At 53.6% G+C, this 11,725-nt stretch carries 10 protein-coding genes; 7 read left to right on the top strand and 3 right to left on the bottom strand.

The window, feature by feature from the left end:
* Nucleotides 1-466 precede the first annotated feature (466 nt).
* Nucleotides 467-1,237: an IclR family transcriptional regulator gene (locus GS429_RS13235; RefSeq protein ID WP_160065850.1), complete on the top strand. Its 771-nt coding sequence runs from the start codon at nucleotides 467-469 to the stop codon at nucleotides 1,235-1,237.
* 71 nt (nucleotides 1,238-1,308) lie between these two features.
* On the opposite strand, the gene GS429_RS13230 is transcribed toward GS429_RS13235, so the two are convergent.
* Both GS429_RS13230 and GS429_RS13225 read right to left on the bottom strand, forming a co-directional pair.
* Nucleotides 1,309-2,211 (bottom strand): DMT family transporter, encoded by a 903-nt coding sequence (locus GS429_RS13230; protein WP_268892289.1) that lies wholly within the window; start codon nucleotides 2,209-2,211, stop codon nucleotides 1,309-1,311.
* 76 nt (nucleotides 2,212-2,287) lie between these two features.
* Nucleotides 2,288-2,722, bottom strand: coding sequence for a universal stress protein (locus GS429_RS13225; RefSeq protein ID WP_160065848.1), 435 nt, complete (start codon nucleotides 2,720-2,722; stop codon nucleotides 2,288-2,290).
* Nucleotides 2,723-2,891: 169 nt separating this feature from the next.
* On the opposite strand from GS429_RS13225, the gene GS429_RS13220 reads away from it, so the two are divergent.
* The 6 genes from GS429_RS13220 to GS429_RS13195 all read left to right on the top strand — a co-directional run bounded on the left by GS429_RS13220 (nucleotide 2,892) and on the right by GS429_RS13195 (nucleotide 10,074).
* Nucleotides 2,892-3,662, top strand: coding sequence for a cyclase family protein (locus tag GS429_RS13220; RefSeq protein ID WP_160065847.1), 771 nt, complete (start codon nucleotides 2,892-2,894; stop codon nucleotides 3,660-3,662).
* Between the two features lie 3 nt (nucleotides 3,663-3,665).
* A complete protein-coding gene (locus tag GS429_RS13215; protein ID WP_160065846.1) occupies nucleotides 3,666-4,439 on the top strand; it encodes an SDR family NAD(P)-dependent oxidoreductase in 774 nt (257 codons plus the stop codon).
* Between the two features lie 253 nt (nucleotides 4,440-4,692).
* Nucleotides 4,693-6,537, top strand: coding sequence for a TRAP transporter permease (locus GS429_RS13210; RefSeq protein WP_160065845.1), 1,845 nt, complete (start codon nucleotides 4,693-4,695; stop codon nucleotides 6,535-6,537).
* A 193-nt stretch (nucleotides 6,538-6,730) separates the two neighbouring features.
* Complete coding sequence (locus tag GS429_RS13205; protein ID WP_268892288.1) at nucleotides 6,731-7,807, top strand: TAXI family TRAP transporter solute-binding subunit; 1,077 nt, start codon at nucleotides 6,731-6,733, stop codon at nucleotides 7,805-7,807.
* A 139-nt stretch (nucleotides 7,808-7,946) separates the two neighbouring features.
* Nucleotides 7,947-9,137: an MFS transporter gene (locus GS429_RS13200; protein WP_160065843.1), complete on the top strand. Its 1,191-nt coding sequence runs from the start codon at nucleotides 7,947-7,949 to the stop codon at nucleotides 9,135-9,137.
* Between the two features lie 88 nt (nucleotides 9,138-9,225).
* Nucleotides 9,226-10,074, top strand: a complete 849-nt coding sequence (locus GS429_RS13195; protein WP_160065842.1) for a beta-keto acid cleavage family enzyme — start codon at nucleotides 9,226-9,228, stop codon at nucleotides 10,072-10,074.
* A gap of 139 nt (nucleotides 10,075-10,213) precedes the next feature.
* Here GS429_RS13195 and GS429_RS13190 read toward each other — a convergent pair whose 3' ends face one another.
* Entirely contained in the window at nucleotides 10,214-11,221 is a 1,008-nt protein-coding gene (locus GS429_RS13190; protein ID WP_160065841.1) for an amidohydrolase family protein, read from the bottom strand.
* Nucleotides 11,222-11,725 lie beyond the last annotated feature (504 nt).

Genomic DNA, 11,725 nt, shown 5'->3' with positions numbered 1-11,725 from the left:
CGACACCTCCTCATTCCTTCCGAAAAATAGCCACGATAAGCCGTCGCTGTCATGCGTTTTGTCTCCTAACTAAAGACGGATGGAATCCTAATTTGACCAGGGTGTGAGAACAAATTACGTAGAAAATCCCATATATTGGAACTGCTTCTTCAGAAGCTGAAACGTCCATATAACGGTTTCCGAGCGAAATCTGTGAGTTGAGGTGGCAGTGGAAAATGTTACGGAAAACGGTTGATATTCACATTTATTACTGCTGAATCGGTTATCGAGTTAGTTGACACTTGACCGTGTGGTGTGAGAAATATGCATGGATTCAATTCCACAAAACGGAATCTAAAATGGCCGGTATTAACTAACGCTTCGTCTATTAACGGGTGTCTCTCCTTTTGAGATGGCTATCTATGAGAATATACTGTAAATCCACTATCCGGAATTTATATATGGTAGTAAAACACATGCATGGTGTATGCCAGTGAATGACGATACGGCTGGGGTCATCAAATCTGCCGACAGGCTCTTTCAGATTGTCGAGACGTTGAAGGATCTCGATGGGGCTACGGTAACGGAATTGTCCGATCACCTCGATCTGCCGCCGAGTACAACCCACCGGTACCTGAAAACACTTCACCAACAGGGGTACGTCGACAAAAGAAATGGAGAATACCACCTTGGACTGAAGTTTCTTGATATCGGGGGGTATGTTCGACACTCCAAGCCCGTTCGTCGGGAGATTAAACCGACTGTTCGAGAACTAGCTCAGGAAACGAACGAGGCAGCTTCTTTTATTATGGAACACCGTGGTCTTGGAGTGTTCGTCTACCGGGAGACGAGCGAAAGTGGCGTCAACACTGAAGTCCGCCTCGGCAAGCGGTCGTCACTCCACCTCTCATCGGGTGGAAAAGCAATTCTCGCCAATTTACCTGAAGAACGTATCGAAGACATTTTAGATCACCATGGGCTTCCGCAGAAGACAACACAGTCGATCCAAGACCGAGAGGAACTGTTGACGGAACTCGAAGAAATCAGAGAACGTGGTTACGCCATAGCTCGCAGCGAGCACACTGATGGTGTTAATTCGGTTGGGGCACCAGTCCGCCTCTCGGATGGGACCGTGTTGGGTGCGATAACTATTGTTGGACCTGCGTTCCGAATGCAAGGTGAACGATTGACCGAAGAGCTCCCACCATTGTTGCTGGGGAAGATCAACGAGTTCGTGCTTAATTTTTCACACTCATGATCTAGTCGTTCATTTATTTCACCTTCTTATTTGAATGGCGACCTGTGATGGAACGCTTTCCTTGGCAAGGATCAGCCATAGACTGTGATAAGAACCGCTCCAGAGATAATGACTCCCGCGCCAGTAATGAGCCGAGCCGTTACGATTTCTAGACGGGGCAAGAAAATGAACGACAGTAGTATAACGATCATTGGTGTCATCTGAACGATTGGCACGACAACGACAACGCGTGACACCTCCAGAGCGGTATAATATGCGAGTAGAAACAGCGAATTAGCCGCCGCTGCACCGATGTACCACGGTGTGTTGGGGTCTCCCAGAAGATTCGATGGGCCAGGAAGTTGCCGGCGGTACGCCAGGTAAGAAAGGAAGCCGATCGTACCGACAAGTGTCTTAATCGCGAGTCCGACGAAGACTGGAGTTCCCTCTTGGAGGCCAATTCGCGCAAACACTGGCTCGATACCGAAGAAGATAGCTGCAATTATCGGAAGTGCCAGTTCAATTCGCGACTCGAGGCTGTTAACGCCGGCCGATCCGGATGTCTCGAGGACGATCATCGCGACTCCGCCGATCATCAGAAGAATGCCGATAAAGTGTGGAAGTGTGAGTACCTCACCGAGAACGATCACTGCGATCACCGTCGCATACAGCGGTTGTGATGCGCGGATCGGATCGGAGCGATTGGCTCCGATCCGTTCGATACTTGTATAATAGAATGCTCGGCCGAGCATCGTGCCGAACAATCCCGCTGCAACGAACGTCAGAAATGAGAGGGATGTAATCTGGAGGTCAGGATAATACAGTAGGAACGCGGCGGGAACGAACACAACGATATTTCCAACCAACACAACGACTAGGGCACTGTTCGCTGTCCCTTGGTCGGTTCCTTTTCGGAGAATTACGGTCATGCTCGCAAGGCTCATCGCAGCGAGCAACGCAAACGCGACACCAAGGACAGTACTTGATGTTAGCATCGGCTGATTACTACTGAGTTGCAGACAGTCAGCATCGATACAATGTAGCCCCTTACTTCACGAAACACGGGTTCGACTAGGGCTCTTGCCCGACAACTGTTACTGGGAGGTTAGACGAGAGAATCACGGCTTGTGTGACACTCCCGAACAGGACCTTTCCGATTGGGGATCGCTTTCGACCACCCATGATGATACCGTTGACATCTCGTTTCTTTGCGGTGTTGACGACGTTTTCTCCGGGATCTCCGATTTCGATCACTGTCTCGTATTCGATGTCTGCTTCCTCCAGGAGCGACTCGGCGGTTGTGATGCTTTTGGGCGGGTCACGGTCCTCGTACAGGTCATCGAGATACGCACCACCCTCCCCATCGGCTGCCTGGTCAAGCTCCTCAAATACGTGGTAGAGGATCACTTCAACGGCATTTGATGCGTCTGGCAATTCGGCGATAGCCTCAATCTGTCGACGTGCACTTGTGTCGTCACCGTCAACTGGCACTAGTACTCGGTACATGAGTTACCAATATACAGGCCACCGTGATAAATACTACTACTGGATCACGTTCTGTCGTTGCAAGTCCGTGTTAGGGAACAGTCTGTGAGGGCTTGTGTTGAATGGTAACACAACTATCACTCAAAAGATTTAAGCCTGTATAACGAATTTTGTCGCTCGGAGACAATCCATGACAGAGAGTCCGTTCCCACGAAGCGCTGCGCTTGACGGCAAGGAAATTATCGACATCTCAACAGAAATCTACGAAGGGATGCCGGTGTACCCTGGCCATCAGCGAACGGCGATTTACGACATGAAGACGCACGAAGAGACCAAAGACCGGTACGGTGAGGACCCGCTGACGACGGCGACACTCGGTGTTATCTTTAGCGACCATGGTCCAACCCACACTGATGCTATGAACCACATTGACTCGACTGATGGGTCCCAGAGCATCGAAGAGATGCCACTTCACATGTTCTACACCGATGCAGTCTGTGTCGATGTAAGCGATTATATTCGATCTTCGGAGGACTATTTGAGTGCAGAGCAACTGCAGGACCAACTCGAGGAAGACGGGTTAGAGGTTAACACGGGAGAGACGGTACTCCTCTACACGGGTCACTGGAACCGGAACTGGGACACCTACGAATGGCTTTACGACTACGGGGGTCTAACCCGGGAAGCGACCCAGTGGCTCGCTGATCAGGGTGTCGTAAATATCGGCGTCGACGCACCGAGCATCGACTCGAGCGTTGAGATGACGCGGCGCAAAAACGGAGAGGACGACGACTATCCCGCCCACCGCGTCTGTAAGGAAGAACGAGTTACGAACACCGAGAACCTAACCAATCTTGATAAGGTCGCCGGCGAACGGTTCCTCTATGTCGGAATTCCCCTACCAATCCGTGATGGCACCGGTTCGCCTGTCAGAGCGGTTGCGATCACAGACGACGAGTAATCAATGCTCCAGGGAACCGTTGCGTTTGTCACCGGTGCAAGTCGGGGTATCGGCCGACAAATCGCGATCGAGTTGGCAGATGCTGGTGCGAAGGTCGCACTGGCGGCAAGAAGCGACGAGGTTGAGGAGACTGCAAAGATCATCGACGCGCCAGAACGGACGCTGCCGATTCGAGTAGATGTCACTGAGGAGGAGACGATTCGTGCGGGAATCGAGTCTACCGTCGATGAGTTCGGTAGCCTTGATTGTGTCGTCAACAATGCAGGAATTCCTGGGCCAAGTGCACCCGCGGAGGAAATCACTCGCGAAAACTGGGAAGAAACGCTAGCAGTGAACACAACCGGCGTGTTTCTCGTCTCGAAGCATGCGATACCGCACCTCAAAGAGAGCGACCAGGGACGAATCGTCAACATCTCCTCGATTACCGGGAAGCGTCCACGTCCGGAGCGGACGCCGTATGCTGCTTCGAAGATGGCAGTTGTGGGGCTTGGACGGACACTCGCGGCAGAACTCGGTGAGAGCGGTATTACCGTCAACACGGTTTGTCCGGGAGCAACGGAAACTCCGCGTATTGACCGCTTTGTATCCGAGTACGCGCAAGAAGAGGGAATCACGACCGCAGAGGCTAAACGCGAACTGTTCACCGATCGAAACCAGCTCGGGGCGCTCCCTAAGCCGGAAGACACCGCTGAATTGGTCGTCTTCCTCGCAAGCGAAAAGGGCGCTCACATCACTGCACAGGATATCAACGTTGACAGCGGAACGATCTGGTATTGAATAACGACGGTAGTAGACCAACCTCTGTTCCTACCGTCCTGTTGCCGTAGCACTGTGAACCTAGACAGGTTATCACAGCCGATTTTTGTCGTAATCAGGATACCTCTCGTCTAGGAATCATAAAATCAGAAACAATTGGATTTATAGTCATGGAGGTAACTCTATACAATGATAAGTGATACCAATGGACTCTACAGTACAGAAATCACGCTTAGCCCTGCGAGACACAGCGAATCGCGTCAGAGCAGAACCCATGGAGGGGCTAAAATATGGCTTTAGCGTCTTTATGGCAATCTATGGGCTTTACTACGCCCTCATGACGCCGTACGAGAGTCGATTGTATGGTGCGGTTCACCTTGGGTTCGCCGTCGCACTCTATAGTTTGGTCAAACTCGAGGAATCGGATAGTCTCCTGACCAAAGTGGTCGATGCAGTGTTCTTCGTCGGTATTTTCATAGCGACGGTGTACGTCCTTTCCAATTTTAACGAACTTGCATCGACCCGAGCAATGATCGGATACACGACCGTCGACATCCTCGTGGCTGCGATCGTCTTCGTTGCTATCACTGAATACACTCGGCGTGAGTACGGAAACGTTCTTTTGGGGGTGATTTTAGTCGCAGTGGGTTACGGCCTCCTCGGCACACAGATTCCTGGGTTCTTCGGCCACAGTGGACTTTCTATGGAACGAACGCTGGAGATCGGAGTCCTCAATTTCACGGGGGCGTACGGCCGGCTCACCGTTATCGCAGCCCTCTGGATCTACATCTTCATCATTTGGGCCGGACTGCTTCGCGGGTTCAATGAGATTCAGTCGTTACTCGACGTAGCGTATATTCTGAGTAAGCGATTCAAGTCGGGTATTTATCAGATGGCTGTGACAGCCAGTATGTTCGTCGGGGCCGTCGTCGGAACCCCAGCCGGAAACGTCGTCATCAGCGGGAATTTCACAATACCAATGATGATGGACCGAGGAATCGATAAGGACCGGGCCGCTGCAATCGAGTCGGTTGCGTCGACGGGAGGAATGGTGCTACCGCCGATCATGGGCTCGGCAGCGTTCATCATGGCTTCGTTGCTCGGAATGTCATATACGGAGGTTATTATCCACGCAACGTTGGTGGCAGTGCTCCTGTATGCTCTCATCATGGTTGCGGTTCACTTCTCGGTTCTTCGTGACCAGATGATCGAGAGGCGAGATGCATCGGAAGAGGAATTGCAGGAACTGGAGGAACAAGCCGAGAACGAGAGTTTCGACCGCGAGATCAACCGCGTTGACCTCATGAAAGCGATTGTCCCGATGGTTGTTGGCCTGATCGCCCTTGTCATCGCTCTTGCATACTTCCGATACTCACCGACACTGGCGGGACTCTATACCCTTGGTTTCTATCTGGGTACGAAGATTCTCATCGCAATCGGCTACCGCGAGTTTTACCCGATCGACTTCACCAAACAGACGGTATCAGGGCTCGCACAGGGATCGATTATGATGGCTCCTATTACGATCATTCTCGCATCGATGGGTGCGGTCGTGACGGTATTCTCGTCCACCGGTCTTCCGGTGAAAATTGCGGTTCAGGGCACCGCGCTTACCGGTGGCATTCTGATAGCCGTGCTTCTCGTTGTTGCAGCAGTTACCATCATCTTTGGTATGGGAATGCCGATTAGTGCCGCGTACTTGCTTGCCGTGTCGTTACTGGCTCCAATGATGCTCGAGTTGGGAATTCCGGAACTCATCGCTCACTTCTTCGTCCTTTACTGGGCGATGGTCGCGGCCATCACCCCACCGGTCGCGTTAGCCTGTGCGATCGCGACGAACATCTCAGGAGGTGACTTCCTCAGGACGGTAAAGGAGTCGCTCCAAATCGGTGTTCCGTACTTCGTCTTGCCGTTCCTCTTCATCACTCGACCGGAATTGATTCTCTACGATGGAACCGCGACGGCAATAAGTGCCGTCTTCGTTATCGTTGGGATGCTTTTCCTGATGTCTGGGGTGCAGCGTATCTTCGACTCATTTTATATCAATGTGGCGGCGACTGTCGGAGGGCTAGCGATCCTGTTCCCCACACAGGTCCTCGCGCTCGTTCCGATAGCGTAGGTTGTTCCTCGTATTTTCGCGGCACTTGCATCGTCATTTTGCGACGAGATTTTCGTCTAGTCGGTGATTTTCCGTCCGTTTCACGGTAGAGGACCCCTTTCGGGAATTCGCCACGATACCGTGTTTTAATTAATATTATCTATGTGGAATCGATGCGGTGAATTTATAGTCTATCACCTCCATTCAGTTTACCATGGTTACGGATGCCAACAGACGACGATTTATCAAAGCCGCAGGTGCTGCCGGGATCGCTGGCCTAGCTGGTTGCCTCACCGAAGACGATAACGGAACGGGAGGAAATGGAGACGGTGGAGGAAGTGGTGCGCTCAGCGTTGCAGCAAACCCCGAGGACGCACCTCCGTTCACCTGGGCGGCAGTCATGGCTCAGATTGTCGAAGAAAACTCTGATACCCTTCAGCTCCAACCGCAGACAACGACCGGGTTTATGGAGAACTTCGCGCGCGTCATGAACGATGAAAATGACGCGGGACTCTCCAGTGCGGCCGCATACTATGCTGCCCGGAACGGAACAGAACCGTTCGAGGAGCCCGTTCCCGAGGACGAACTCCCACTCGGAATCACGCCGACGATCCACATGAGTGGATTCTACCTCGCGACGCTCGAACGTACGGGAATCGAATCCTTCGAGGACCTCAGCGGGAGCGACTTCGCGTATCTACACCGCGGATCGGCGACGAACCCGATCAACGAGTACGTCTTCGAGGAAGGTGGTCTAGACGGGGAAATAAATACCGAATACCTCGGGTTCACCGACCAACGGTCGGCCCTTCTCGAGGATCGAATCGACGCCTGGCAGCCACTCCTGTTCGATCAGTATTACCACAACGGTGCCCACGTAGAGGTTTACGAGCAGGAAGGTGACTTCGTCCACATTCCGATCCCCGACGACGTTATCGACGCTACCATGGACCGCGTGACCGGCGGGTGGGACTATCTCGAGGTGGACGCTGACACCGTTGATGACATTACCATCAACAACGGTCCCCTCGACTACTTCTTTACGCCGAGTCAGCTGTACGTTGGCCAAGACATGGATGAGGACGTCGTCTACGAGCTAACGGAAATCCTCGTAGAGCAACAGGATGCTCTGACAGACGGGAACCGGATCTTCCACACCTACGGCTGGGGCGATGCGCCGGAGGAGTCTCCGATCGATGAACGGTACGAATTCCTCGGAATCGAAAACGATCATCTCCATCCGGCGGCGATCGACTACTACGAGGACGCCGGTATCGAGTACCCGCAGTGAGTCGTCCGTCCGAACGTCCCTACCGAAGCCAATTTTTCACGGTCCCAGCTACCGGATAGCGGCTGTGCAGGCCCAGAAAGGACGGACAGTGGATAAACTCCCTGCGTAACAACCTCAGATTCCCGCGAAAACACTACATATGAAATCTCAGTGGACTCAGTTCGGCCGGGATTCCGACGGAGCGTTCCGGATTCTGATCGTGATCGCCGCTTGCTGGTTCTTCGCCCAGGGGCTTCGGCTTTCGTTTCCCGTACTACTGCCTCACATTAGCCTCGAGTACGGTCTCGATATTGCTACCGGCGGATTGCTGATCTCGTTGCTCTTCGGTGCGTACGCCATCGGTCAGTTTCCTGGTGGCGTTCTCGGGGACTGGGTTGGGGAACGAAACGTCCTTGCCGCGAGTATGACGCTCGTGGTATTCGGCACCGTCTTGGTGTTTGGTTTCGAGCGCCTCGAGGCGGTTGTCGTTGGAATCGGTTTGTTAGGGTTTGGTTGCGGGATGTTCGCCCCGGCGCGCTTTACTATTCTTTCGGACGTGTTCGAGGAACGAGACGGTGTCGCACACGGGGTCACGATGGCTGTCGGGGACGTCGGTAATACGATCCTTCCGGTGCTGGCCGGATTTTTGGCGGTTGCGATTGCGTGGCGATACGGCGTTGGGTACGCTGTTCCAATCTTGCTGCTGTTGGTCATCGCACTTTGGGTGACGATCCCCGAACGAACATCGGCCCCACCGGAGTCAGCCGTCCTCTCACGGACGATGCTTCGTGACGTCGGTCGAAGTCTTTCACGTCCTGAGGTCGCGGCGATATTTATCGTGTTGCTCGTGCAGTCGTTTATTTTTCAGGGGCATACCGGACTCTATCCAACCTATCTCGTTACAGAGAAAGGATTCAGTGAGGAACATGCTTCGGTGTTACTCGGCTTGTTCTTCGGCTCGGCAGCCGTAATGAACTTGATTGCGGGAGTTGCTGCCGACCGGTTCGGCAAGGTCATGGTTATCGGCATATTGTCGGTGGTCGGGACTGCGGCGTTCGGCCTCTTACCCGTAGTCACGTCGCTTCCAACTGTAATTATTGTTACCGTATTTACGAGCGCACCCATTGGCGTAGTGACGGTCGCATTGCCGTATCTCATCGAGACGCTCCCGGAAAATATGCGCGGGACCGGGTTCGGGATACTGCGAACGACGTACATCGCGCTGACCGCAGTATCCCCGTTTATCATCGGCTCGTTGGGAAATATTGGTCACTTCGATGTCGGAATCTGGCTGTTCGGTGCCGCTACTGCGCTTTCGTTTGTTGTTTCACGAACATTATCATCCCCGTAGTCCCGGATCGTCCTTCGGCAAAATTCACCGCTCCGCGGTACCATACACCAAAGATTTAATACTCTAGACGAAGTGTTACGCTTGTACCATGGTCTACGAAGGATTTCAGGACTACTATGACAAGAAGATGATACTTAGTGTCGCAACCACTGGTGGATTACACGGGAAAGAAGCTAACCCGAACCTTCCGACACAGCCGGAAGAGGTTGCCGAAGACGTTGCCGCTTGCGAGGAGGCCGGCGCGTCTATCGTTCACCTCCATGCCAGAGACGAGAACCACGAAGATACCAAGTCTGTTGACAGGTTTCAGGAACTACGAGATGCCATCGACGAGCGGTGCGATGACATCATCGTCAATTTCACCACTGGAGGGGGATACCCCAGAGAGGAGCGAATCAAACCTATCCTCGACGTAGAACCGAGGCCGGATATCGCAACCATCGATGTTGGGCCACTGAACTTCGGGAAGGACACCGTCCGTAACTATAGTCGAGGGCAGAACGAAGAGTTCGCAGAGAAGATGGCTGAACACGGTGTCAAACCGGAACTAGAAATCTTTCACCCCGGCCACTTCACCGAGGTGAACCACTTAGTGGAGGAAGGGTTCCTCGAGAAACCGTACTGGTGTACGTTGATTTTGGGGATGCAGACGGGAACGATTCCACACCCGCGTAACCTCATCAACCTCGTAGACAATCTGCCGGACGATGCAGAGTGGCAGTGTCTGGCCGTTGGTCGACATCAGCTACCGCTGACAACGATGGGGATACTTCTCGGCGGTCACGTCCGCGTTGGACTCGAAGACAACGTCTACTACAAAAAGGGAGAACTCGCCGAGAGCAACGAGCAGTTGGTCAAACGGACAGCCCGTATCGCCAACGAACTACAGCGCCCGATCGCGACGCCAGACGAGGCTCGAGACATTCTCGGCCTCTGATTGATCGCGCCCCGAGTGAAACGAGAGAGCGGTAGCGCCGATACCGACTCCACGTCGGTTCACCCTTCTCCGAACGAAAACGAAGTATTTCTCGGTGAGTGTCTGGAACGTATCCGAACGGCTGTCCCCTCCGTTTGTGTTAGCGATCGACGTTGACAAGCAACTCCAGTGCGTTGCCTCCCAGCACCCGATTTGCATCGGCGGGGGAACACACCTGGTCAATCGACGAGACGAATCGCCGGAGCTCCTCGTTCGTTCGCGGTTCGTAGGGTGCGTCCGTACCGAGCAAGACGTTCGTTACTGGGAACTCTTCTAGTGCTAGCCGAATCGGGGCAGAGTCGCCAAGGAAACCGGCCGTATCGACGTAAACTTGCTCCTCGAGTTGCGTTCGGAACGCATCGTAGCTCATCACGTGCTCTTGTCGCCCCGGCCACCGACCGGGATCAAGTTGAAGACGAATACGTTCCATCATCGCAGCGATATTCCCTCCCAGGTGGTGATAGACGAGAGTGAGATCGGGATAGCGTTCGAATATACCCTCGTGAATGACGTTACAGATGCTCTCGGAGAGTGCAACTTCGCGACCGAAGATCGCATTCAACAGATAGCGATCGTCAAGCGCATCTTCGTGTACCGAATCGTGTATTTTTGGATGAACGAACAGCGGAGCGCCGGTCCGATTCGCAACCTCGAGAACCGGTTGCACCTCGTCGTCTACGAGTTCGATCCCGGCAGAACTGGTCTCGAGCGCGCCGCCGTGGTATCCGTTCTCGAGACAGCGTTCGAACTCGTCTGCTGCGGAGTCGGGTCCGGCAGCGACTGGAATCGCTGCGAGGCCGTAGAATTCCTCGAACTCTCCGATGATTCGAAGGAGTTCGTCGTTGGCGTCCCGCGTCTGTTCTGCATCGCTGTGGCCCATGTAGTACGGTTGTGAAAGGACAGCACCGTCGAATCCCGCATCTGCGTACCAGTTCGCGAGCGCGGTTGGATCTTGTTCCAACGGATCGAGATGTGTTGTGAGCGGGCGGTTCGTAATCTCGTCGGGGGACGTCGCGCTTGGGTGCAAGTGTCCCGCAAAATCGATAACGGTCCGCTCTTTCGAATCATCTGCTGGTTGGTCGGAGTCGCTCGACTCTGTCGGTGTCATTCCTGTTTGATTACTCTGGATCAGGAACCATAACTGTTTGCAACGGTAGAAACCGTCGGTTCAGGTGTGGAACTCGTGAATTGTCCGAACGGGTGTACTGAACCATATTCCTCATCCTGTTCGCTCATGGATGCCGATGGGTTCAGTGACGTCGAGAAACTGGCGTGCGGGAACGGTACAGGTAACATGGCAGAGCAACAGGAACATCGGGAGTCCGCCCATCGAGACCGACGTTACATCGCCGGAGTTCGATGGCAAACCCAGCCGACTCAAACGACACTTGCCCCGCTCACCTCGGGCGGCTACTTGCACGGCCGATTGGTCCAATGATTTATACCGTTATCTGCCCTATCAGTGAGTATCCTCATGCCATCGGAATCTATCGGAGAGCAACCGATCGTTCACGAACCGAGCCAGGAATTCGTCGAGTCGACCAACGTCTCCGAGTTTATGCAGGCGTACGGAATCGACGACTACGACGCGCTCATCGAGCGGACCACGACC

The sequence above is a fragment of the Natronorubrum halalkaliphilum genome (assembly GCF_009834785.1).
Classification (GTDB): domain Archaea; phylum Halobacteriota; class Halobacteria; order Halobacteriales; family Natrialbaceae; genus Natronorubrum; species Natronorubrum halalkaliphilum.
The sequence above is the reverse complement of the archived record's forward strand: the minus strand, read 5'-3'. Positions and strand labels throughout refer to the sequence as shown.

Bases quoted from the DNA above. Each gene is read 5' to 3' on its own strand.
- GS429_RS13235 (WP_160065850.1), top strand. From the start codon at position 467: ATGCCAGTGAATGACGATACGGCTGGGGTCATCAAATCTGCCGACAGG.
- GS429_RS13230 (WP_268892289.1), bottom strand. From the start codon at position 2,211: ATGCTAACATCAAGTACTGTCCTTGGTGTCGCGTTTGCGTTGCTCGCT.
- GS429_RS13225 (WP_160065848.1), bottom strand. From the start codon at position 2,722: ATGTACCGAGTACTAGTGCCAGTTGACGGTGACGACACAAGTGCACGT.
- GS429_RS13220 (WP_160065847.1), top strand. From the start codon at position 2,892: ATGACAGAGAGTCCGTTCCCACGAAGCGCTGCGCTTGACGGCAAGGAA.
- GS429_RS13215 (WP_160065846.1), top strand. From the start codon at position 3,666: ATGCTCCAGGGAACCGTTGCGTTTGTCACCGGTGCAAGTCGGGGTATC.
- GS429_RS13210 (WP_160065845.1), top strand. From the start codon at position 4,693: ATGGAGGGGCTAAAATATGGCTTTAGCGTCTTTATGGCAATCTATGGG.
- GS429_RS13205 (WP_268892288.1), top strand. From the start codon at position 6,731: ATGGTTACGGATGCCAACAGACGACGATTTATCAAAGCCGCAGGTGCT.
- GS429_RS13200 (WP_160065843.1), top strand. From the start codon at position 7,947: ATGAAATCTCAGTGGACTCAGTTCGGCCGGGATTCCGACGGAGCGTTC.
- GS429_RS13195 (WP_160065842.1), top strand. From the start codon at position 9,226: ATGGTCTACGAAGGATTTCAGGACTACTATGACAAGAAGATGATACTT.
- GS429_RS13190 (WP_160065841.1), bottom strand. From the start codon at position 11,221: ATGACACCGACAGAGTCGAGCGACTCCGACCAACCAGCAGATGATTCG.